The organism is Shimia gijangensis, assembly GCF_900142085.1.
GTDB lineage: Bacteria > Pseudomonadota > Alphaproteobacteria > Rhodobacterales > Rhodobacteraceae > Shimia > Shimia gijangensis.
Genome location: NZ_FQZQ01000012.1, coordinates 105,366 through 129,007, shown reverse-complemented (window position 1 = coordinate 129,007; position 23,642 = coordinate 105,366). Strand labels below are relative to the sequence as shown.

Here is a 23,642-nt window from a genome sequence, read left to right as displayed (position 1 = left end):
GCTTTGGCATGTCAGAACACAGCCACTACCACGTCCCACTCCTCCTATCCCCATTCGGATTCTCTACATACAGAGGCAGTTAAGGTACCTTAGGGTTGACGGGATTGCAGTTCCTTTTGCACCCGGTCGACCATAAAGTCGATGAACAGCCGGGTCTTGGGATCTTGGTGGCGGCGGTGGGTGTAGAGACAAGCCATCTGAATCGGGATAGGTGGCGTGTTTTCCAAAACGGGCACCAAGGTGCCGGATGCCAAATGCTCGGCAATCTCGAACATGGGTTTCAAGACGATTCCATAGCCCTGCAGAGCCCAATTGGTCAGTACGTCACCGTCATCGGATTCAAATGGGCCTTTAACCGCAAATTTCTGAACCCCCGCCGACGTTTGCAAAGACCATTGAAATTCTGGTGCGCCGGGGTAGCGTAAGTTCAGGCTGTCATGGGTGCCATCGCACAGTTCAACAGGGGACTGTGGAGTGCCGTGTTCCTTTAGATAGTCAGGCGAGGCGCAGAGCACGCGGGCGCAATCGGCTATCTTGCGAATGCGAAGGGTGCTGTCCTCGGGAAGCCCGAGGAAGAAGGCCACATCCAAACCCTCTGCCGTCAAATCCAGCTTGCGATCTGATAGCCTTAATCGCAAGTTGATGAGGGGGTATTCATTTTTAAAATCAGGTGCATAAGGGGCGACCAACCGACGTCCAACCCCCAACGGGGCGGCTACGTGCAAAGTACCACGGGGCGATTGCGTGATTGAGCTGACCGCGGCTTCTGCTTCGTCGATAGTTTCGAGAATTTTGCAGGCACCGGTATAGAAAATTTCACCTTGCTCAGTGGCGTTCAGTTGACGGGTGGTGCGCATAAACAGCCGGACGTTCAGATAATCTTCCAATTGTGAAATCCGTGATGACGCGACGGCAGCGGAAATGCGTTGATCCCGCGCTGCAGCAGACATATTGCCGAGTTCGTAAACGCGGACAAAAGTGCGGATGTTTTCAAAGTAGGACATGCTGATTATCAATTTTTCTTTGAAGCTGTTCGGGTTTTTTCTACAATAGAAGATAATCGAGTGTCACGCTAATTTCCTGGCACAACGTAACAAGGGCGTGGATTATGGATATTATCTTTCTTGTCGACTGGGCGGAATTTGCTGTGCGCTGGTTGCATGTGATCACTGCGATTGCATGGATCGGCTCGTCTTTCTATTTCATCGCGCTGGATCTTGGATTGCGCCGAGAGGGCGATCTTGGAGGGGCAGATGGCGAGGAGTGGCAAGTGCATGGCGGTGGGTTCTACCACGTGCGCAAATATCTGGTCGCGCCTGCGGCGATGCCGGATCACTTAACATGGTTCAAGTGGGAGAGCTATTCGACATGGTTGTCGGGGGCGGCTCTTTTAATGATCGTCTATTGGATGGGCGGCGAGTTGTATCTGATTGATGCGACCAAAACTGAAATGGCGTTGTGGCAGGGGATCGCTTTGTCTGCTGTGTCTCTGACGATTGGCTGGTTGGTTTATGACCGTTTGTGCAAATCCAGCCTTGCGTCGAACCCAACACTGTTGATGGTTCTCCTTTTTGCACTCTTGGTGGTGATGGGTTGGGGGTACACTCAGGTGTTCACTGGCCGTGCCATGATGCTGCATCTGGGGGCCTTTACTGCGACGATCATGACGGCAAATGTGTTCTTTATCATCATGCCGAACCAACGCATTGTCGTGAAAGACTTGCAAGACGGGCGCTCGCCTGACCCCAAGTACGGCAAGATCGCCAAGCTTCGGTCAACGCATAACAACTATCTGACACTGCCCGTCATTTTCCTGATGCTTTCGAACCATTACCCGCTGGCCTTTGCGACTGAATACAATTGGTTGATTGCGGCATTGGTGTTCCTGATGGGGGTCACGATCCGGCATTTCTTTAATACGATGCATTCGCGCGGTGGAATGAAGTGGTGGACATGGGGTGCGACTGCCGCTTTGTTTGTTGTGATTGTTTTCCTAAGCCAAGCTGGCCCTGAGTATAGCGATTTGGAAGAGGAAGAAGCGCGCGCCTTTACTCCGGCCGAGCAGGTTTATGCCAGTGCCGAAGGATTTGAAGATGTGACTGATATTGTGCTGGGACGTTGTTCGATGTGTCACGCCCGTGAACCCGGATATGATGGTATTCTGCATGCCCCAAAGCAGGTGTTGCTTGAAACGCCGCAGGAAATTGCAGCAGAAGCTAAGCGGATTTTTCTGCACTCTGGAGTGACCACTGCGATGCCACCGGCCAATGTCAGCTGGATGGAACCCGAAGAGCGTGCGACCATTGTGAATTGGTTCAGGGCAGCGCAAAGCGGTTAGGCCGAAGACCATCGATCAAGTGTGATGATCGAAGGTGCCCGTTTTTCGGGCACCTTTTGGCTTGGTTTGGGTCGTTTCATTTTGAAATCGATAAGAGTCTAAGAAGTCACACAAGCTCTGGCGGAGGTCGAGTTTAGATGACTATACAAAAGCAACATCCGCTCCTCAGGACAATGTCCCATCGCATTCTCTGTGCAAGGGGAGGGTTCAGTTGGTGATTTGTTTAGGACGCAGTTGATGCTCGAACGACCCTTTAATGTGCTTTTGCAGTTGGCGATCGGTTTTGCCGGGGCCGTGGTCGCCTATTTTCTGGGTGTGCCGATGCCGTTTTTGCTGGGCAGCTTGGGCGTAACGGCGGCAATCGCCATGGCTCGATCAACAACCTCGGATCCTGCAAACAGTTTCCCTGAATTTCTGAGGCGAGGTTTCATTGCGGTTGTTGGTGTGATGATCGGGCAGAACTTTTCTCCCGAACTGACCGGGTTGCTTGGGTCTCTTTGGGTGTCACTTGGCGCTGTTGCTCTGTTCGTGGTTCTCGCGCACGGCGCTGGATACATGGTCTACCGTCATTTGGGGGGATACGACCGCCCAACGGCGGTTTTTGCCTCCGTTCCGGGCGGGTTGGTCGAGGCCATCACCTTTGGAGAGCAGGCAGGGGGCAATGTTGCCATCGTCACAGTTCAACATTTTGCCCGCGTAATCCTTGTCATTGTGGTGGTGCCTTTGCTGTTTTGGTTGTGGACCGGACAAACTGTGGGCAGCGCGGCGGGAGCCGAGATGTCGGCGGCCGGGTACTCGGCCTTGGACGTTGGATTGACCGCCGTGATTGCCGTTGTCGGCATGTTCGTGGGCAAGTGGCTGCACTTTCCAGCGCCAGCATTGATTGGCCCGTTGGTATTGGGGGCCGCAATCCAGATTTCCGGCGTGATGCCTTTGCATGCCCCGAGCTGGCTTTTGAATCTCGCACAACTCGTGATTGGTGTCGGGTTGGGTGCGGCGTTTCAGGACATCAGTCGCAAGCAGCTTGTTAAGTCTTTGATGTTGGGGGCGGTTGCCATGGTGATCTATCTGGCGCTTGGGTTGAGCCTGGCGTTGATGGTCGCAGAAGTAACCCCCATTGCGCGTGATGTCTTGTTCATTAGCTTTGCCCCCGGCGGGGTCACTGAAATGAGCTTGATTGCGCTCAGTCTGGGTGTAGGACCTATTGTTGTGGCGGCCCATCACGTGTTTCGGATTTCCGTCACCGTCGTTGTGATGACCATCCTGTCAAAAATGTTGAAAAGAGACGCCAAATCCTGAGAGTCTTAGGTTGAGCTTGCAGGTAAAATCGCGTTGATGTGCGTCCGAACCTGTACCGCGGCATCTTTGCGGGTGAACTTTGCCGGGTACAGAAGCATATTGAGCCACAAGCCATCGAACAGTCCTTCGAGGGCACGAGCACAGCCTTCGGCATCGCGTTGCTCATGGCCTTCGGCAGTGATGATCTGTTGAAACAGATCGGCGCAAACATCTTGCCGTTCCATGTCAATGTCCGAGGATGTTGTGCGATAAGATTTCCGCTGAGCGGTTTCTCCAAAGAAGGCGAACCAGACCGCCAGCTTTTTGCGACTGCAGACGCTGGGATCGAATTGTGCATCCACAATCGCAAACAGTTTGTCACGCGGACTAAGGTTTGATTTGCTAAGCTTGGACATCCAAAGCGTGCGGTGTTCTTCGGCCAGAAATCGCAAGGTTTCGGTTAGCAAAACCTCTTTGCTTTTGAAGTGAAAATTCACCAACCCAAGTGAAAGTCCAGCTTCCTTGGTCACGCTGGTCAGTGTCGTGCCGGAAATGCCGTGCTTGCTGATTGAGGTGATTGTCGCCTCGATTAACTGCACCTTTCGCAGTCTTGATGGTAAGGTTCTTGGTTTTTTTATTGTTTTAATTCCAGGCATTAATCTATTCCACTGAATGGTCCTTCAATCAATTGCTTGCCTTTTGGTCAAAGTCAATTCATTAATTTGATCAAAATTCGAATCTTTGATGGAGTAATCCCATGAGCAAACCTCTTCCGACACACGCGCAAACCGTCATTATTGGGGGCGGCTCAATCGGCGTGAATACGGCCTATCATCTGACCAAGTTGGGGATGACCGATGTGGTTGTGCTGGAAAGGGATCAACTGACTTGCGGCACCACCTGGCATGCCGCCGGATTGATTGTGGCCGGGCTTTTGAAGTCCGAGGCAGAGTGCGAAATTTATACCCATGGCCGCGATCTCTATGCCAATCTGGAAAAAGAAACAGGTCTTTCCACGGGCTTTTCCGATGTTGGATACCTGCAAATTGCCAACAACGAAGAGCGTGTGCACGAAATGCGCCGCCTTGCGCCATTCATGCGTCGTCATAACATCGATATTGTGGAAATCTCGCCGCAGGAGACCAAAGACCTGTTTCCGATTGGCGATCTGGATGACGTTCTGGCTGGTTTCTACATTGAAAAAGATGGCCGAGCGAACCCCGTTGACCTGACTATGTCGTTGGCCAAAGGCGCACGTATGGGGGGCGCACAGATCTTTGAAGGCGTGACCGTTGCCGAAATTTTGGCCAAAAATGGCGCAGCCACGGGTGTCAAAACGGCAGATGGCCAGATCATCACAGCCGAGAATGTCGTGATCTGTGGAGGGATGTGGTCACGTCAGCTTGGCGCCAAGGCGGGCATCAACCTGCCACTGCAAGCGGCAGAACACTATTACCTGATAACAGAAGATCTCCCTGGCCTAAGCCGCAATCTGCCTGTTTTGGAAGACCCTTCGACCTATACGTATTATCGCGAAGAAGTTGGTGGTCTGATGCTGGGTCTGTTTGAACCCGGTGCCGCCCCTTGGAAGCTGGATTCGATCCCTGAAAATTTCTCCTTCGGTGAAATCGAACCGGATTGGGATCGCGTTGGCCCACATCTGGAAAAAGCATACTCGCGGGTACCGGATGCGTTGAATGTCGGCGTACGTAAACTGTTTTGTGGGCCAGAAAGCTTCACGCCAGACCTCGCGCCGCTGGTCGGTGAAACGCCAGAACTGCGAAATTGCTTTGTCGCATGTGGCATGAACAGTTTGGGCATTTTGAATGGGGCAGGGACTGGCAAAGTACTGGCGCAATGGATTTATGACGGCCATCCGCCGATCGATGTCACTGGCATTAATGTGAACCGCTTTACTCGCCACGAAGCCACAAAAGCCTTCCGCAGAGATCGCGGACCCGAGTTGTTGGGTAAGATGTTCGGACAGCATTACCATAACGACGGATACGAGACTGCGCGAGACCTGAAGCGTTCGGTGCTGCATGATCGTCTGGCCGCATCTGGTGCATGGTTCGCCGAAGGGCACGGCTGGGAAATGCCGGATTGGTTTGCGCCATCGCCGGAAGAAGCCAAGATTGAAAACTACAGCTGGCACCGGCAAAACTGGTGGGACTGGCACGCAGAAGAGCATCGCGCCGCCCGCGAAGACGTGATCATCATGGATATGTCGACCATGTCCAAGTTCAACGTCGAAGGCCCTGACGCACTCTCCCTTATGAGCCGTTTGTCCTGCAACGATGTCGATGTAGAGCCCGGCCGCTTGGTATATACGGCGTGGGTCAATGAAAAGGGTGGGTTCGAGGCCGACCTGACAGTAACACGTCTGGCCGATGACAAGTTCATGGTGGTTGTGGGGGAAAACAGCCATGGCCACACGCTGATGCGGATGAAACGTCACATTCAAGACGGCGAGGTGGTGGTGATCACCGATCTGACGCCAGCCATTACGCAGATCAATATTCACGGCCCCAAGGCCCGGATGTTGATGGAGCAGGTCACGTCCGCAGACATGTCCAATGACGCATTTCCGTTCATGACATGGCAGGACATTGATGTCGGATACTGGGTTATCAAAGCCTTCCGTGTAACCTTTGTCGGAGAGTTGGGTTGGGAGCTTCAGGTGCCGTCTTATGCGGCCAATCAGATTTATGATCTTTTGAAAGAGGCCGGAAAACAATTCGGTTTGCGCGATGCGGGCATGCAAACATTGAACTCTCTGCGGTTAGAAAAGGCGTACCGTGACTTTGGCCTTGATGTGGATAACACCGACAACCCAATTGAAGCAGGGCTTGGGTTTGCAGTGAAGCTGGACAAGCCGGGTGGGTTTATCGGTCGAGACGCCTTGGCCGAAATCAAAGAGCAAGGCATCCCCAAGAACCGCATGCTGCAATTCCTGCTGCAAGATCCAGAGCCGCTGCTCTATGGCAGTGAGTGTATTTATCTCAACGGCCAAGAAGTTGGCCACATGCAAATCGGTGGCTACGGCCACTCTCTGGGTGGGGCGGTAGGGATCGGCTTTGTCGGGATTGATGAACCTCTGAAAGCAGCCATCGTCAATGAAGGCGACTGGGAGGTGGAAATTGCAGGGGTTAAGGTTAAGGCCACCGCTTCCTTGAAGCCTCTTTACGATGCTGGCATGCAAAAGATTAAGTGCTGATCTGAGTGGGCATGAATTTAGAAAAATAATAGCCTCCGCGCGCCTTGTGGTGCTCGGGGGTTTTTCTCTTTGCCTGCGGAAAAGAGCGAGGTTTTGGCCTGAAACACCACTATATCGCGCTAGTTTTGCAACATTTTGTGTAACCAGGGCGAAAAAGAACTAGCGAGTGATTCGCGAATTCGTTAACGTACGGCCAGATACAATAGAGGCCGATAATCGCGGTCCGTTTAACGAGTGGTGAATTTTATGAGTGCGATCGGCTTTGCCGTCCGTAATCCGGGCGGGGTAATCCGGGCGGGGTAATCCGGGCGGGTCTGTGCATAAAGGTAACTTTGAAACAGGCGTATCCTCTTCCATCGATGTGACCGCAATTCAGGATGTCTCCCTGAACCTCTAGGCGTCTGATGTGCATGCATATCAGCGACACGGTGCCGATTTGCATGTCGTGCTGGCGTCTGGAGAAGTTCTTATTTTGACGGGGTATTTCGCAGATGGTGCTCCAGAGGGTGGCCGGCATCTCTTTGTCGGATCGCATGGTGAGTTGCATGAAGTTCGCCTTGTGGATGGGGGTGATGATGCTTTGCTGGCCAGCTATGATGCTGTCGCCATGGATGAAAAGTGGAGCGCCTACGACGATCTCGTTTTTTTGGATCTGGAGCGGATTGAACCTGTTGTGGCCGCTTTGGTGGCCCCTTTTCTGGGCGGTTTTGCTGGTCTGGGCGCGGCCGCCGGCGGCGCGGCATTAGTCGGAAGCGTGCTACTGGGCGATGATGGCGGGTCAGATGGTGGCTCGGCCGCTCCATCCGTTTTTGATGCGGATGTCGACCGGGTCGTAGGAGGGGATATTGCGGACACCGTCGTGATTGCAGGTGATGGTGATCCCGGGGATAGCGTTGTAGTGACAATTGGCGGAGTGGCCCGTGAACCGATCATTGATGATGACGGAATGTGGACGGTGACCTTCGGGCCCGACGAATTACCTGATGATGGAATTTATGAAGCGGTTGTGGAGGTAACGGATCCTTCGGGCGGCGTTACCTCGCTGGAGGGACCTTCCGTAGATATCGACACCACACCACCCAACGTTGAGGTGTTGCAAGGCACCCAATCTGTTGGTGGCTTTGAAAACGCTGAGGGTCATCAGGACGGGGTCGTTATCGCAGGTACTGGCGAAGCCGGGGCGACAATCGACGTGGAAATTCAAGGAACAACTTATTCCACGACCGCCAATGATCTTGGTCAGTGGACCGTCTCGTTTACGTCCGATGAAATCGCAACTGGCGAGTATGAAGCAGACGTCATCATCACCGCCACGGATGCCCGTGGCAACAGCACAACGATCACCGAAACGTTGGTGGTCGATACTGTGGCGCCTGATCTTGCGATTGGCGTGACCGCAGAAGACGATGTGGTCAATGCTGCCGAAGCGGCAAATGTGCTGGAAGTTTCCGGTACTGCAGAAGCCGGTGCTTCGGTCGAGGTGACAATGCAGGGCGTCACCGGGGTTGTTGTCGCTGACGGCAACGGCAATTGGAGCTTCAGCTTTGATCCCGCAACGCTTCCGCAGGGTGAGTATGATGCAGAGGTGACGGCCGTAGCCACGGATGCATATGGCAACAGCACCACAACCACTGGCACACTCCATGTTGACACGACGACCTTTGTCACGATGGATGCAGATCAGACTGGGGATGGTGTCATCAACGCGGCAGAACAGGCCGCTGGCGCAACACTAACCGGCACAGCCGAGCCCGGTGCCACAGTGAGTGTGACCATGCTTGGTGTGACGCGAACGGTTACAGCTGAGACGGACGGAAGCTGGAATGCAGTCTTTGCCGCATCAGAGGTGCCCGCGGGGGAATACGATGCCGCGGTTTCGGTAAGCGCCACTGATGTTGCAGGAAACACAGAGACAACAACCGGATCCGTCGCAATAGACACCGAAACCTTTGTCACGCTTGCTCCGGGGTGGGGCGGGGGGGACGGCATAGTGAACGCGGCCGAGGCTGATGCTGGCGTTACACTGGCCGGCACGGCCGAGGCCGGATCGCAGGTTCAGGTCACTCTCGCCGGAGTGACACGTACCGCTACTGTAGATTCAGCCGGGAATTGGGCGGTCGAATTCGAGTCGGGCAGTATTCCTTCTGGCGAATACACCTCAACCGCCACAGTGGTTTCAACGGATTCTGCAGGCAACAGCCAACCACTTCGACGGAGGTCACGGTGGACATTGTTTTGGGCGAAGTGGATTTGTCCACAGACCCGATCGAAGTTGACAATACGATCAACGCCGTTGAGCGTGACGGAGGTGTTGAAATCTCAGGTACCGCGACGCCGGGGCTGACTGTGACGGTTGAGCTTGGGGATGCCAGTCACACGGTGATTGCCGATGGCAGCGGCAACTGGACCACGACCTTTGAGGCGCATGAGGTCCCAACTGGCACTGCAACCTTGCCCATCACAGCGTCGATTTCTGACACTGCAGGCAATACTCAAAGTGTGTCAGGCACGGTCGAACTGGATACGGTCGTTGACAATCTGGGCATCGTTTCCAGCCAAACCGCGGATGACATTATCAACGCGGCCGAAATGGACGACGGTTTTGAACTGTCAGGCACCTCAGAGCCTGAATCCACCATTCAGGTTGATCTGGAAGGCAAAATCTACACCATGGTTGCAGACGCCGCGGGCAATTGGAGCGTTCAAGTTGAAGCTGGTGATTTGGCTCAGGGCACCTACACGGCTAATGCAGAAATCACGGCAACGGATATTGCAGGCAACATCGAAACTTTCAATGAAACCTTTCAGGTCGATACCGAAGTGGACGCTCCGAATATCGACTCGGTGACCTATACGGGCGAAGATGTTCGCCGTATCAGCACGTTTAGTGCGACCGATGAAGCCACGGTTTCAACATTCCAAAATGACGGCGCTGTGAGAACGCCCAGCTATAGTGAATCAACAGACCCAGTTTTTGGAACAGAGTTTACGTTCGACACGCCGGTTTTTGACGGCACTCATCTGGTCATCAGCTCGACCGACGTTGCGGGCAATGAATCCGGAACGTTGGTTGTGTTGGATGACAATGCCACAAATGCCGGAACCATTGACAACCCGGGTCTGATCAACTTTGACATCAGTGCGCTTGAACTGGATTACGCCTCGGATACCAACATTGTTCTGACCGAAGCGCAAATTCAAAGCCTGACGGGGCCAGATGATGCACTGGCCATTCACGGCGGTGCGGATGACACCGTGACTGTCGCCGGTGCCGTTCAAACATCGCAAGTAGTTGAGATGAATGGGCAAAATTACAATGTGTATACAGTCGGCGATACCGGTACATCGCTTATGATCGAGCAGGACATCACGGTTATTATTTGATCTTGAACACCCCCGGAGCGACAGTTTTGCCGCACCGGAAATCTGACCCTTTCTCAAAGAAAAGGGCGGAACTGGAAGGAGGCATAAGGTGAAAACTGGGGTGACTCTGGCGGGATTGCTGGTAGTTTTGGGCCTGAGCGGTTGCATGCAATCGTTGCCACAGCTGGACAACTCAACGTTTCTTTCGACCCGCGAAACCAAAGAGGTGTCGCGCGCTGATGGCAGTTTCACACAAGATGCCGAAGCTCCTCAATCTGAAGTGATCTCAGATTTACTGGCCCGTCGATCCTTGCTCGAAAATCCAAGCGCATACTCAACCGTGGCAGCCGCAGCCTTGGCCTCCAGTTCGCGGGCTGCAGAAGCAGAATTGCGGAGTGCGCGTCTCAGGGCCGACGCCGAAAATAAGAACTGGCTTCCAACACTCGGCCCAAATGTCAGCCTGACAAGCCTTAGTGATTTGGTTGCGGGCATTCTGATTGAACAGGTTTTGTTCGACAATGGTCGTCGCAAGGCTGAAAGAGCGTTTGCTGCTGCAGATGTTGAAGTCGCAGCAACCAATCTCTCTATTGATATGAATGAGCGCGTTTACACGGCCTTGTCTCTCTATACCTCGGCAGCTCAGGCGGATGAGCAGGCGGCACTTGCCGGCACTGCTTTGACGCGGATGCAGGGATTTGAACGGATCGTTGTGGGGCGGGTCAAGGGCGGTGTTGGTGACCAGTCGGACCAACGGGTCGTCGAAGGTAAAGTCAATGACATGCGTTGGGCTGTTCAGACCGCAAAAGAAGCGGCTGCCACGTCGCGTGCTGAACTCAGTGCAATGACCGGACAGTCCTTTGCGGCGACAGGTGAACCGTTGGTGATGGCGCCTCCGCTTCGCGATGCGGAAAATCTTTCGATCCTTCTGGCGCAATCCGAAGCAGACCGTAGCATTGCAAGGGCCACCGCAGAGCGTGCAGGCCTGTTGCCCACACTCACCGCTTCGGCCAGCGTGACCAACAATAACACGATCGGCGCCTTGGGGGCCAAATTGGATCAACCTTTGGGGTTGGGAACCGGGTCTCAGATCAAGGCCATCGAAGCGAGCAAGGATATTGCACACCGTCAAATCGACGAAGCGCGCGAAAATGCGCGTCGCGACCAAAGCCGGCTGCGTCAAAACCTTGTATCTTATCGCCGTCAGGAGGTTGAGGCCAGAAAACTCGCCAAAGCCAGCCGAGAGACTTTTCGATTGTTTGAGCGCCAGTTCCAGGCCGGGCAGCGTAGCGTCATGGATGTGGTCAATGTCTATGAGCAACTAATCGAACGGGAAAAGGCCTATGTGCGGGCAAAATACCAGACTTATCTCACAGAATTTGAATTGGCACGTGACCTTGGTGCGCTGGCCGACGGGGATAAGATTTGACTCGAGGTAAGACACCCTTGACTTTGTCCGCTCAAAAGATGGCCAAACCCAGCGCGGCAAAGCCGCGTGCAGTCACGCTGACTCTGGCGCCCAAGCCTGAGGTCAGGCCGGCTGAGGTGAAGTCGGCGCCCACAGAAACTCCAGTCCCTGCCGCAAACACCACCGACAGGCCGGAAGGGCTGCGCGCGATGATTGAGGATACGGCAGAACGTATCCAACACCGTGCCAATCTGATTTCGACCTTGGCCGCGCTAAGCGGTGTAAAAACCTCTGCCGCGGATATCGCTGAGTTCATGTGGAGCAATACGCCCGGAGATGTCAGCGCCAAGGCCTTGGCAAAGGCGCTGGAAAGCACCGGAACTAAGCCACGTATCGCCAACAAGGCCACGCTTGATCCCGGCCGTTGGCCCGCGCTGGCAATGATGAGCAGTGGTCAGCTTGTTCTGGTTATCTCTCAGGATGACGACGTGTTGACAGTGTATGACACAAGCTGCCCGGACAACCGCGCCGAAGTACCGGTGCCCGAGTTTCAGTCGGTGTTCACTGGAACGTTGTTGTTGGGTCGCAGTTCACTCAGACAAATTGTAGATCGTCACACGCCAAACGTGCAGTCCTCTCACTGGTTCTGGAGCGAATTCACCCGCTATCGCAAGCAAGTGGGCGAAATCATTCTGGGTTCACTTGTGGCAAATGTTCTGGCCGTGGCTGTCGCCTTGTTTTCATTACAAGTTTACGACCGGGTGATCCCGCATCAATCTGAAGCCACCCTTTGGGTTTTGGCTATCGGAGCCATGATGGCCATTGCGCTTGAGGGGATTTTGAAAATGGCCCGCGCAAGGTTGACTGATACGGCTGGGCGTCAGATTGAAATGTCGGTGCAACGGCGGCTGATGACCAAATTGTTAGGCATGCGCTCAGATCGCAAACCGATGCCGACTTCGGGATTGTTTGCGGCGATGCGGGAGTTTGGGTCTGTGCGTGAATTCTTTACATCTTCCACGATTGCCACTCTGGCAGACATTCCCTTTGTGTTGGTGTTCTTGCTTCTTGTGGCGTCGATTGCTGGAAACCTGGTCTGGCTGATCGTGTTGGGCGGCATTCTAATGGTGTTGCCTGCCTATTCTTCGCAAAAACGCATGATCGCATTAACACGCCAAACCCAAGGCGCATCGGCGCGGGCCGGGAGGTTGCTGCACGAGGCGATCTCAGAGCTGGACACTTTGAAAACCCAACGCGGCGAAGAGCGGGTGTTGCGCTTGTGGGATGAACTGAACATGGCGTCGTCCTATGGCTCGGCAGAGCAACGCCGCCTGTCGGCTTTTCTGACGTATTGGTCTCAGGGCATTCAGCAATGCACCTATGTTCTGGCTGTGATTGCAGGTACTTACCTTGTTTTCGCAAGCGAGTTCACCGTTGGCACAATCTTTGCAACTGGTATCCTGACCAGCCGCACTTTAGCCCCACTCACGCAGTTCGCCGGAACTTTGGCGCGCTGGAGCAATGTGCGCGGTGCGTTAGATGGACTGGATGAAATCATCGGGGCAGATCAGGAAAAAGAAGAGGGGCGCAGTTATCTGCGTCGCGAAAACCTGGCGGGCCAGTTTGAGCTGAAAGAATTGCGGTTTCAATACACAGACGATGGCGCGCCTATTTTGGACGTTCCGGGTATTGGCATAAAGCAAGGACAACGGATCGCTGTTTTGGGTGCCAATGGCTCGGGAAAGTCTACTATGCTCAAGGTCCTGTCTGGTCTTTATGCGCCCGCACAGGGGCGGGTTTTGCTGGACGGTACGGATATGTCTCAGATTGATCCGCGGGATCTGCGTCGCGGTATTGGTTATCTGTCGCAGGATGTGCGTTTGTTTGCTGGAAGCCTGCGCGACAACCTCAACCTCACCATGCTGGAACGTGATGATGAAAGATTGCTCAAAGCTCTGGAGTTCGCGGGCCTTGGCGCCTTTGTACGGGGCCACCCCAAAGGATTGGATCTTGAAGTGAGCGACGGAGGCGAGGGGCTATCAATTGGTCAGCGCCAGTCGATTGGATGGGCGCGATTGTGGTTGCAAAACCCAAAGGTGGTTTTGCTGGACGAACCAACCGCGGCTTTGGATCAAGCGCTGGAACGTACTTTGGTCAGCCGGTTGGAAACATGGCTTGTGGGTCGTACGGCGGTGATCGCCACCCATCGAATGCCGATATTGTCTTTGACGGACCGGACCCTGATCCTTCAGGCCGGGCGGATGGTTGTGGATGGGCCGCGTGATCAGGTTCTCGCGCATCTTGCGGCGAGGGGATAAGCATGGCCAGCGTGGAAACCGGATTTGCAGAAGCCACTTTGCTTCCGGGGCGGATTATTCGGGTCGTGGGTCTTGTTGTTCTGGCATTCCTCTGCTGGGCAGCGGTTGCCTGGGTTGATGAGATTGTACGGGCAGACGGAGAGATTGTTTCATCTTCAAGAGCGCAGATCATTCAGAACCTCGAAGGCGGCATTCTAAAGGAATTGCAGGTCCAGCAAGGCGATACTGTGCAAGCTGGTCAGGTGCTGGCAACTCTTCAGGACACGCGGTTTCGCACTGCGGTGGGGGATTTGCAGGACCAGATTGATGCGCTGGAAATCAAACGATACCGGCTTGAAGCTGAGCTTGAAGGTGCGCATGAGTTCTTGGTGCCGGACGAACTGATGCAACGATCACCGCATATTCTGGCGTCTGAAAACGTACTGCTCAGTGCGCGTCAAACCGATTTTGCAAGCCGCCGGGAAGGCGCGCGCGAAATCATGCAGCAGGCGGCAGAAGAGCTGAGCATGATGGAGACCATGTACAAACAACAGATTGTTGCTCTGATTGAGGTTAACCGCACCCGCAAAGCCTTTAATGACGCTGAAATCCGTTACAATGAAATTGGCACTCAATCCGAGTTGCAACGCGCCGAAGAATATTCGCAAACCCTGCAGGATCTTGCCTCCCGCAGGCGCGAACAACGGCTGGCAGCAGATCAACTGAGCAGGACAATTATTCGCGCACCGATGAAAGGTATCGTCAACAGCCTTGCCGTGACGACAATTGGTGGGGTGGCACGCCCAGGAGAAGAGATTTTTGAGATTATTCCACTGGGCGAAGAATTGTTTGTCGAAGCCCGCGTGAAGCCAGAGAATATCGCCAGTGTGGTGCCGGGGCAGGCCGCATCTATCAAATTGACGACGTATGATTACACGATTTTTGGGACGCTGAAGGGGAAGGTGGATTTCATCTCGGCTGATACCTTTGAAGATGAAAGACGCGCCAACTCCGAGCCATACTACAGGGTTTCCGTCCGCGTCGATACGGATGCCTTTACGGACCGGCAGCGCAATATCGAAATTCGCCCCGGCATGCGGGCGCAGGTTGAATTGCAAATTGGGTCAAAGTCTATTTTGAAGTACCTGCTGAAACCGCTTTACAAATCCCGGGATGCCTTTCGCGAACCTTAGAGGTGCGGGCCTTACGAGGCGTCGTTTAGCAACACCTGCAAAGCATCATCGACTGCCGTGCCCACAGACACACGCCGATTTCCCATTTGCGCTTTGGAAGAAATGACCGAAACCAACCGTGGCTCGCTTTCGCCCTGCACTGCAAAGACAGGGGCTCCAGAGGCTCCGAATTCGACCTTGCAAGACATCACAAGCGTATCGTGTTGCCGGGCAAGAACCTGACACGGATGCTCGACGCTTTGTGTCGTGGCCTGATCCATGGTGTAGGACACCACGCCGACCGTGTCGCCACGATTGGGGCGTGCATCGGTGGCAAAGGGGCGGATCAGATGTGCCGAAATCGGTTTCTTGAGTTTCAGAACCGCGAGATCGCTTCCGACATCAGCCTGACCGCGTGGCTTGTGACGATAAGCAGGGTGGATAGTTGCGGACTGTACTTTGCGTCGGGCTTTGACGTGACCATTGTGCAATCCAGCGTCAAAGACGATATCTGTCGCAGCAACGGATTTGCCAGAAGTCGGGTCAAACATGCAATGGGCGGCGGTGACCACCAGATCAGGTGCGATAAGCGCGCCTGTGCACATGGTGCGGCCAGAAATGTTTAGCCGGCCCACAGCTTCCCAGTTTGAGCGGTTGTGTGTTTGCTCACTTTTTAAGGGGGCTGCTGTCGACAGCAATAAAACACTCACCAAACCAAATACTCGCATAGTCACTCCTGTCACTCTGCGTTTTAGAATATCCATCGGTATGGCGACATTTGGACCAAAGCATGTAGAGTTGGGGCGCGAATGCGGAGGGATTGCGGCAGCTCATGGCGGTGCATTCCTTGGAGAGGTGCCATTGCAGTGGGGCTTTTTGTATGGGGTTCAGTTTTGGAATCCCTGACGATTTCCGTACGTTGTCTCTGGCCTTCCCGGATTGGATACAATATCAAGTTGAGTGCGGACTCACCCATAAGGATGCGCGGGAATTCAACCTGTGCGGAGCGAGGGAAAAAAAGAGCCGCAACCAACTTCAACCCGGGAGGTAGAAATGAAATCTCGATTTTTTGCGGCAAGTGCAGCATTTGCATTGACCGCGACCACAGCTGTTGCTGCTAACACGCTGGTATATTGTTCCGAAGGTTCGCCCGAAGGCTTTGACCCAGCCCTGTTCACAGCCGGCACAACGTTCGATGCGTCTTCGCATCCGATCTACAACCGTCTGCTCGAGTTCGAAACCGGCACCACCAATGTTGTTCCGGGTCTGGCTGAGTCTGTTGATGCCAGCGACGATGGTCTGGAATACACGTTCAACCTGCGCAAAGGCGTCAAGTTCCACTCAAGTGCGGACTTCACACCGACGCGTGACTTCAACGCCGACGACGTGATTTTCTCGTTTGAGCGTCAGCAGAGCGAAGATCACCCATATAACGCCGTTTCTGGCGGTACTTGGGAATACTTCCGTGGCATGGGCATGGGTGAGCTGGTCACATCAATCGAAAAAATCGACGACTACACCGTGAAATTCACACTGTCGAAGCCAGAAGCTCCGTTTGTCGCCAATATGGCGATGGATTTTGCGTCTATCGTATCTGCCGAATACGGCGAAGCGATGCTGGCTGCCGGTACGCCTGAAATGGTGAACGCCGCGCCTATCGGCACTGGTCCATTCTCGTTCGTGGCCTACCAAAAAGACGCCGTGATCCGCTACAAAGCCAACGCTGAGTATTGGAAAGCACCCGCTGACGTCGACAACCTGATCTTTGCCATCACACCTGATGCGTCTGTACGCTATCAGAAGATGAAAGCGGGCGAATGTCACGTGATGCCTTATCCAAACCCTGCTGACATCGAAGCGATGAAAGCAGACAGCGACATCGTGATGATGGAGCAAGAGGGTCTGAACGTTGGCTATCTGGCCTACAACACCACGGTTGCACCGTTCGATAATGCCAAAGTGCGCAAAGCGCTGAACATGGCGATCGACAAGCAAGCTATCATTGACGTTGTGTTCCAGGGCTCTGGCCAAATTGCCAAAAACCCGATCCCACCGACAATGTGGGGCTACAACGACGCCATCGTTGACGACGCCTACGATCCAGAAGCTGCCAAGGCCGCGCTGGAAGCCGAAGGCGTTTCTGGTCTGGAAATGAAAATTTGGGCGATGCCTGTTCAGCGTCCTTACAACCCCAACGCCCGTCGTATGGCTGAACTGCTGCAAGCAGACTTTGCCAAGGTTGGCGTAAACGTTGAGATCGTGTCCTACGAGTGGGGCGAGTATCTGTCGCGTTCCAAAGAGCTGAGCCGTGATGGCGCTGTTCTTCTGGGTTGGACCGGCGACAACGGCGACCCCGATAACTTCCTGGCCGTGTTGCTGGGTTGTGACGGTCGCGAAGCGTCAAACCGCGCACAATGGTGCCACGAGCCGTTCCAGGACCTGATCGTCAAAGCGAAGACCGTGACCGATCAAGCTGAACGCGCGAAACTCTATGAAGAAGCACAAGTCGTTTTCAAAGACCAAGCGCCTTGGGCCACCATTGCACACTCGGTTGTCTACATGCCGATGAGCACAAAGGTGAAGGGCTATAAAGTCCACCCACTGGGCGGCCACATCTTCTATGGTGTGAGCGTCGAGTAAGACCAAATCACATGCCGGGGCTGCCGATCGCAGCCCCGGCATTTCTTTTTTTCCCCGGAGAAAACTCAAAATGTCGGACCTGTCCGAATACCGGCAAGTGGCGCGCGATCTGAATGTGGACGCAATTGCCCTTGTTCCCGGCCCAAATTTTATCCGTGCCTTTCGCAAACCTTTCATGAGCCACGAACGTCCGTTTCTGGCCGTGATCCCCGTCAGCGGTCCCTGCGCCGCCATTGTCCCAAACCTCGAGCTTGGCTCTTGGGCGTTGGTAGACTTTGACGGGCCTGTGTTCGACTGGCGCGACCAAACTGGCTATGATGAAGCCTTTGCCGCGCTGGGCGCGCATATGCCTCTGACGTCACTGGCTGTCGAAGGTCAGGTGATGCGCGTCTTTGTGCATCACGCCCTGAAAAAGGCGATGCCTGAGTTAAAGATTGTGGACGCCGAGAAAGAGATTTCCGGTCTGCGCATCATCAAAACCGAAGAAGATATTGCCGCCATGCAGGCGGCCATCGACATTTCCGAGCGCGCGTTGACGCGGGTTCTGGAGGGTGTGCGTATTGGCCAGACTGAAAAAGAGGTTGAACAGGCGTTGATCCAGGCTTTGTTCGCCGAAGGTGCCGAAGATCAGGCGTTTGCCCCGATTGTGGCGGCGGGCGATAACTCAGCCCGTCCGCACGCCAAAGCTCGACCTGATTACAAGATCCAATCCGGCGACGCCCTGCTGTTTGATTTCGGTGCCCGCAAACACGGATTTGCCGCCGATATCACCCGCACAGTATTTGTAGGTGACGTCTCGGACGAAGGTCGTGATGTCTATGACACGGTGCTGCGGGCCAACAAGGCTGGGCTCGCAATGACCCGCGATGGCGTGACCGCTCATGACATTGACGACACGGTCATTGGTGTGCTCGAAGCGTCACCCTATGCAGATCGCATTCGCACCAAAACCGGCCACGGGCTGGGGCGCGATGTACACGAAGCCCCCTATATCATGCGCGGCAACCATCAGGTGATGCGCGCAGGCATGGTTTATACCAACGAGCCCGGGCTCTATGAAATTGGCAATTTCGGTGTCAGGATCGAGGATGACGTTCTTGTCACCGAGACCGGATGCATATCGCTGACAAGTTTTCCAAAAGACCTCATGATTGTGGGCCGCTGATGCTACGCTATATTTTCACAAGGCTGGGATCCTTTATCCCGACGTTTATCGGGGTCACGCTGATCTCGTTCATGTTCATCCGGGTGTTGCCGGGCGATCCCATCATCGTGATGGCGGGCGAACGCGGAATGAGCGAAGAACGCTATCAGGAAATGGTGGTGAAGCTGGGCTTTGATAAGCCGGTGATCCAGCAGTACTGGGATTATCTGACAGGCGTTCTGCAAGGGGATTTGGGCAACAGCTTTGTCACCAAGAAACCCGTCTGGGACGAGTTTTTTGCTCTGTTTCCGGCCACGGTCGAATTGGCAACCTGCGCAATGATTTTTGCAATCGCATTGGGGCTCCCGGCGGGCGTTATCGCAGCTGTGAACAGAGGCAAATTCTTTGATCGGGCGTTGATGTCTACCGCGTTGGTTGGGTATTCGATGCCAATCTTCTGGTGGGCCTTGCTGTTGATCATCGTCTTCTCGGGCAACTTGGGCTGGACGCCCGTGTCCGGACGATTAGATCTGCTTTACTATTTTGACGACGTTACGGGCTTTATGCTGATCGACAGCGTTTTGTCGGGACAAGAGGGGGCATTTAAATCTGCGGTGCACCATCTGGTTCTTCCAACAATCGTTCTGGGCACTGTGCCGCTGGCCGTGATCGCACGTCAGACTCGCTCTGCCATGCTCGAGGTGTTGGGTGAAGATTATATCCGCACCGCACGCGCCAAGGGTCTGTCGCCGACACGTATCAACGGTGTGCATGCGTTGCGCAATGCGCTGATCCCGGTAATCACCGTGATCGGCCTGTCTGTCGGTGTGCTGATGGGCGGCGCCATCCTGACCGAGTCGATCTTTAGCTGGCCGGGTATCGGCAAGTGGATGATGGACAGCATTTTCCGTCGCGACTATCCGGTCGTGCAGGGAGGTCTGTTGTTGATTGCCGTGATCGTGATGATCGTGAACCTTACCGTTGATCTGCTTTATGGCGTGATCAACCCCAAGATCAGGAAACGCTGATGTCTGATCAAGCAACTCCCGCTGCCGCAACGCGCCCAAGTGCCTTGCGCGAATTCTGGTATTACTTCAGTGAAAACCGGGGCGCGGTTTACGGCTTTTGGTTCTTTGTCGCCTTTGTGCTTTGCGCCGCATTGGCGCCTTGGTTGGCGCCTTATGATTCCGCCGAACAATTCCGCGACCACATTTTGCAGCCGCCGGTTTGGCAGGAAGGTGGCAGCTGGGCCTTTCCATTGGGCACTGACCCATTGGGACGAGATATGCTGTCTCGTTTGATTGCCGGATCGCGGTTTTCTTTCTTTGTTGGCGTGATCGTGGTCAGCATCGCCGTAAGCGGTGGCGTTATGATCGGCCTGTTGTCAGGGTTTGCGCCCCGGTGGCTCGATACAATCATTATGCGGATCATGGACATCATTCTGGCCTTTCCATCGTTGTTGCTGGCGTTGGTTCTGGTGGCCATTCTTGGACCGTCCCTGACCAATGCGATGATCGCCATCGCGATTGTGTTCCAACCCCACTATGTGCGCCTCACAAGGGCCTCTGTGCTTGCAGAACGACAAAAGGATTATGTGACCTCGGCGCGTATTGCAGGCGCTGGATTGTGGCGCATGATGTTTGTCACGGTTCTTCCCAACTGTCTGGCGCCGATCATCGTACAGGGGGCCCTATCGTTCTCGACCGCTATTCTGGACGCCGCAGCACTGGGCTTTCTTGGCATGGGTGCGCAGCCGCCCACACCGGAATGGGGCACCATGCTGGCCGAAGCTCGCGAATTTATCCTGCGGGCGTGGTGGGTTGTGACCTTCCCGGGTCTTGCCATCCTTGTCACAGTTTTGGCCATCAACCTGATGGGCGATGGTCTGCGTGACGCCCTTGATCCCAAGCTGAAAAGGAGCTGATGCGATGAGCCTTTTACGTATCCGTAACCTTTCCGTCGATTTTGCCACCGCCTCAGGTCAATTCCGGGCCGTGGATGGTGTGGATGTGACCCTTGAAAAGGGCGAACTGTTGGCCATCGTGGGCGAAAGCGGCTCGGGCAAATCCGTGTCGATGCTGGCGGTGATGGGCCTGTTGCCCTGGACCGCCACAATCACCGCTGACGAGATGAGCTTTGAAGGGCGTGACCTGACCAAGATCACCCCGCGCGAGCGTCGGTCAATCATCGGCAAAGACATGGCGATGATCTTTCAGGAACCAATGTCGTCTCTGAACCCGTGCTTTACTGTTGGTTTTCAGATCAAGGAAGCCTTGCGCATTCACATGGGCATGGACCGCGCCACACGAAACAATCGCGCAGTGGAGCTGTTTGATCAGGTGGGCATCCCTGATGCGGCCAGCCGCCTCAACACCTTCCCTCACCAAATGTCAGGCGGGATGAACCAACGCGTGATGATTGCGATGGCAATCGCTTGTAACCCCAAGCTGCTGATCGCGGACGAGCCGACAACGGCATTGGACGTGACCATTCAGGCGCAAATTCTGGATCTGTTGATCCGGTTGCGTGATGAGCAGGATATGGGGCTGGTTTTAATCACCCACGATATGGGGGTGGTCGCCGAGACTGCGGAACGCGTAAGCGTTCAGTACGCCGGCCAAAAGGTCGAAGAGCAGCCCGTCAAAGACCTGTTCCGGCATCCTTATCACCCTTACACCTCGGCATTGCTAAGCGCTTTACCCGAGCGTGCGACGTCGAAAATTCTGCCGACTATCCCGGGTGTGGTCCCGGGACAGTTTGACCGGCCTCAGGGGTGTCTGTTCTCGCCTCGTTGTCAGTTTGCAGATGAAAAATGCGCGCAAACGCCGCCTGTTCCATGTGGCCCAGAGCAAGGCCGCGCGCTGTGCCACCATGTGGACGCGATTGAAGCAGGAGAAATGGCATGACTCAACCCATCGTCAAAGCCAGCAATCTGGCCCGTTTCTACGAAGTCAAAGATGGCTTCCTGTCCAAACCCAAAACCGTCAAGGCGCTTGCGGGGGTGGATTTTGAATTGTCGCCCGGAAAAACACTGGCCGTCGTCGGCGAGTCTGGCTGTGGCAAGTCCACACTGGCCCGGCTGATCACCATGATCGAAGAACCCACCGAAGGCACGTTGAATATCGATGGCACCGAGATCACGCCGTCGGTCTGGGCTGACATGCGTGAAACCGTGGCGATTGTGTTCCAAGACCCCTATGGCTCGCTCAACCCACGCCAGCGTATTGGTCAGATCCTTGAAGAACCACTGGTCATCAACCGTCGCGACATGTCGGCGGCCGACCGAGAAGCCGCTGCGCGCGAGATGATCGAAATGGTCGGTTTGCGCCCCGAGCATTATGATCGCTACCCGCATATGTTCTCTGGTGGCCAACGCCAGCGGATTGCGATCGCTCGTGCCCTGATGCTGGATCCCAAGGTTTTGGTCTTGGACGAGCCGGTGTCGGCATTGGATGTCTCCATCCAGTCGCAAATTCTGAACCTGTTGGTCGAACTGCAGGACCGTCTTGATCTGGCCTATCTGTTCATTTCACACGACTTGTCCGTGGTGAAACACTTTGCTGACGACGTGATCGTAATGTATCTGGCGCGCGCGGTAGAAAAGGCGTCGAAAGAAACGCTGTTTGAAACCCCGCGCCATCCTTACTCCAAAGCGTTGTTGTCCACGACGCCGCACGCGGACCCCGAGGGCAAGAAAGAGCGGATCAAGTTAGAAGGCGAATTGCCGTCGCCAATGAATGTCCCTCTGGGATGCGCCTTTGCCGCCCGCTGTTGGTTGGCCACAGAGGCCTGCCGCAAGTCTGTGCCGAACTTAGAAGGTACAGATCACAAGGTGGCCTGCCTGCATCCGCTGTAAATGGAATGAGGCCGGGTTCAGCACCGCTTGAACTCGGCCGATTAGCCTTTGGTCACGGCCTGTATGTGTCTGACCAAGGATTGCTTGGCCCCAAGAATATGTTCTGCAGTGATTTGGCTGGCCAGTTCAGCGTTGCCACGTTCACAGGCCGCTAGGATATCCAAGTGCTCGCGAGTGGCGCGTTTCGTACCTTCGCTGATCACAAGTTGCGCCCGCAAATAGCGGTCAATCCGATCCAAGGAATTCACGATCAGACCCATGTGATAAGTCAGGCCACTGGCGCGGTACAATGTTTCGTGGAATTCCCGGTTCAGATCGCCATACATCATCGGATCAGAGGCACTTGAAAACCGCTCGATCACAGCGCGCGCGGTTTCCAGAGTTTCTGGCGTCATATTGGGTACTGCCTGGCGAATGACTTCGGTTTCCAGCAAGGCGCGAAAATCAAAAATCTCGCTGGCTTCCTCCAACGAATGCCCCGCGACAACGGACCCCTTGAACCGTTCCGTTTTGACCAGCCCCTGTTGCTCAAGAATTGTCAGCGCTTCCCGCACCGGAATGCGGCTGGTGTTGAAGAGCCGCGCCAATTCATCCTGACGAAGGGGTTCGCCCTCGCGAAGCTCGCCTTCGATGATTGCTTTGCGTACAGCTTCAAAAACCAGTTTTGCAGCCGATGCTGACTTCCCGATATCCACCGATTTCATCCCAAGGGCCATGGGGTTTCTCCTGCTGTTCCCGCAGAACCTACTCTGGTCTGCGCAAGATGTAAAAATGCAAAACGGGTTTGAAGGGGATAGTTTGAGCAAAGCCCATAGAAACATTCGCGCCTCGGGTTGTGACCCGCTCTGTCAAAAACGAAACAGTCGCATGCGATTCCAAGGGCTGGTCAAACCAATTGGTTCGAAAGGCGCAGGGTCTGCGCCACCAAAAGT

At 54.6% G+C, this 23,642-nt stretch carries 19 protein-coding genes; 15 read left to right on the top strand and 4 right to left on the bottom strand.

Translation table 11 applies throughout. The features are described 5' to 3' along the window. Positions 1-83, top strand: an 83-nt coding sequence (locus tag BUC32_RS11920) for a hydroxyisourate hydrolase (RefSeq protein ID WP_139280630.1), incomplete at its 5' end; no start/stop codon positions are given. Positions 84-89: 6 nt separating this feature from the next. On the opposite strand, the gene BUC32_RS11915 is transcribed toward BUC32_RS11920, so the two are convergent. After that, positions 90-1,004 carry a LysR family transcriptional regulator gene (locus BUC32_RS11915; protein WP_073252859.1) on the bottom strand — a complete coding sequence of 305 codons (915 nt, stop codon included), beginning with the start codon at positions 1,002-1,004 and terminating at the stop codon, positions 90-92. A 104-nt stretch (positions 1,005-1,108) separates the two neighbouring features. Between BUC32_RS11915 and BUC32_RS11910 the strand changes: the two genes are divergently transcribed. Then, complete coding sequence (locus BUC32_RS11910; RefSeq protein WP_175556930.1) at positions 1,109-2,338, top strand: urate hydroxylase PuuD; 1,230 nt, start codon at positions 1,109-1,111, stop codon at positions 2,336-2,338. A 237-nt stretch (positions 2,339-2,575) separates the two neighbouring features. After that, positions 2,576-3,637, top strand: coding sequence for an AbrB family transcriptional regulator (locus BUC32_RS11905; protein ID WP_073252853.1), 1,062 nt, complete (start codon positions 2,576-2,578; stop codon positions 3,635-3,637). 5 nt (positions 3,638-3,642) lie between these two features. Here the strand turns inward: BUC32_RS11905 and BUC32_RS11900 are convergent, their stop codons facing one another. Then, positions 3,643-4,215 carry a TetR family transcriptional regulator C-terminal domain-containing protein gene (locus BUC32_RS11900; RefSeq protein ID WP_245815177.1) on the bottom strand — a complete coding sequence of 191 codons (573 nt, stop codon included), beginning with the start codon at positions 4,213-4,215 and terminating at the stop codon, positions 3,643-3,645. A 158-nt stretch (positions 4,216-4,373) separates the two neighbouring features. On the opposite strand from BUC32_RS11900, the gene BUC32_RS11895 reads away from it, so the two are divergent. The 6 genes from BUC32_RS11895 (at position 4,374) to BUC32_RS11875 (ending at position 15,091) form a co-directional block, all read left to right on the top strand. Beyond that, complete coding sequence (locus BUC32_RS11895) at positions 4,374-6,833, top strand: GcvT family protein (RefSeq protein ID WP_073252850.1); 2,460 nt, start codon at positions 4,374-4,376, stop codon at positions 6,831-6,833. Positions 6,834-7,239: 406 nt separating this feature from the next. Then, positions 7,240-9,177, top strand: coding sequence for an Ig-like domain-containing protein (locus tag BUC32_RS20420; protein ID WP_139280715.1), 1,938 nt, complete (start codon positions 7,240-7,242; stop codon positions 9,175-9,177). Beyond that, positions 9,063-10,217, top strand: a complete 1,155-nt coding sequence (locus BUC32_RS20955; RefSeq protein WP_245815178.1) for an Ig-like domain-containing protein — start codon at positions 9,063-9,065, stop codon at positions 10,215-10,217. Before BUC32_RS20420 ends, BUC32_RS20955 begins: the two co-directional genes overlap by 115 nt. Positions 10,218-10,305: 88 nt before the next feature. Next, positions 10,306-11,622 carry a TolC family protein gene (locus BUC32_RS11885; protein WP_245815176.1) on the top strand — a complete coding sequence of 439 codons (1,317 nt, stop codon included), beginning with the start codon at positions 10,306-10,308 and terminating at the stop codon, positions 11,620-11,622. 38 nt (positions 11,623-11,660) lie between these two features. Next, the gene (locus tag BUC32_RS11880; protein WP_073252847.1) at positions 11,661-13,919 is read left to right on the top strand and encodes an ATP-binding cassette domain-containing protein; all 2,259 of its coding nucleotides are present in this window, start codon (positions 11,661-11,663) and stop codon (positions 13,917-13,919) included. Between the two features lie 2 nt (positions 13,920-13,921). Continuing rightward, positions 13,922-15,091, top strand: coding sequence for an HlyD family efflux transporter periplasmic adaptor subunit (locus BUC32_RS11875; RefSeq protein WP_139280713.1), 1,170 nt, complete (start codon positions 13,922-13,924; stop codon positions 15,089-15,091). A gap of 11 nt (positions 15,092-15,102) precedes the next feature. Here the strand turns inward: BUC32_RS11875 and BUC32_RS11870 are convergent, their stop codons facing one another. Beyond that, entirely contained in the window at positions 15,103-15,798 is a 696-nt protein-coding gene (locus tag BUC32_RS11870; RefSeq protein WP_073252844.1) for a trypsin-like serine peptidase, read from the bottom strand. A 325-nt stretch (positions 15,799-16,123) separates the two neighbouring features. Between BUC32_RS11870 and BUC32_RS11865 the strand changes: the two genes are divergently transcribed. The 6 genes from BUC32_RS11865 to BUC32_RS11840 all read left to right on the top strand — a co-directional run bounded on the left by BUC32_RS11865 (position 16,124) and on the right by BUC32_RS11840 (position 22,710). After that, positions 16,124-17,710 (top strand): ABC transporter substrate-binding protein, encoded by a 1,587-nt coding sequence (locus tag BUC32_RS11865; RefSeq protein ID WP_083599317.1) that lies wholly within the window; start codon positions 16,124-16,126, stop codon positions 17,708-17,710. Between the two features lie 70 nt (positions 17,711-17,780). Continuing rightward, positions 17,781-18,875 carry a M24 family metallopeptidase gene (locus BUC32_RS11860; RefSeq protein ID WP_073252842.1) on the top strand — a complete coding sequence of 365 codons (1,095 nt, stop codon included), beginning with the start codon at positions 17,781-17,783 and terminating at the stop codon, positions 18,873-18,875. Further along, positions 18,875-19,882 (top strand): ABC transporter permease subunit, encoded by a 1,008-nt coding sequence (locus tag BUC32_RS11855; protein WP_073252840.1) that lies wholly within the window; start codon positions 18,875-18,877, stop codon positions 19,880-19,882. The genes BUC32_RS11860 and BUC32_RS11855 overlap by 1 nt, the downstream gene beginning before the upstream one ends. Beyond that, the gene (locus BUC32_RS11850) at positions 19,882-20,778 is read left to right on the top strand and encodes an ABC transporter permease subunit (RefSeq protein ID WP_073252838.1); all 897 of its coding nucleotides are present in this window, start codon (positions 19,882-19,884) and stop codon (positions 20,776-20,778) included. The genes BUC32_RS11855 and BUC32_RS11850 overlap by 1 nt, the downstream gene beginning before the upstream one ends. A gap of 4 nt (positions 20,779-20,782) precedes the next feature. Continuing rightward, on the top strand, positions 20,783-21,760 hold the full coding sequence (locus tag BUC32_RS11845; RefSeq protein ID WP_073252836.1) for an ABC transporter ATP-binding protein: 978 nt from the start codon (positions 20,783-20,785) through the stop codon (positions 21,758-21,760). Beyond that, positions 21,757-22,710 carry a dipeptide ABC transporter ATP-binding protein gene (locus BUC32_RS11840; protein WP_073252834.1) on the top strand — a complete coding sequence of 318 codons (954 nt, stop codon included), beginning with the start codon at positions 21,757-21,759 and terminating at the stop codon, positions 22,708-22,710. The genes BUC32_RS11845 and BUC32_RS11840 overlap by 4 nt, the downstream gene beginning before the upstream one ends. A gap of 41 nt (positions 22,711-22,751) precedes the next feature. Here the strand turns inward: BUC32_RS11840 and BUC32_RS11835 are convergent, their stop codons facing one another. Further along, positions 22,752-23,426 (bottom strand): GntR family transcriptional regulator, encoded by a 675-nt coding sequence (locus BUC32_RS11835; protein ID WP_073252832.1) that lies wholly within the window; start codon positions 23,424-23,426, stop codon positions 22,752-22,754. Between the last annotated feature and the right edge of the window lie 216 nt (positions 23,427-23,642).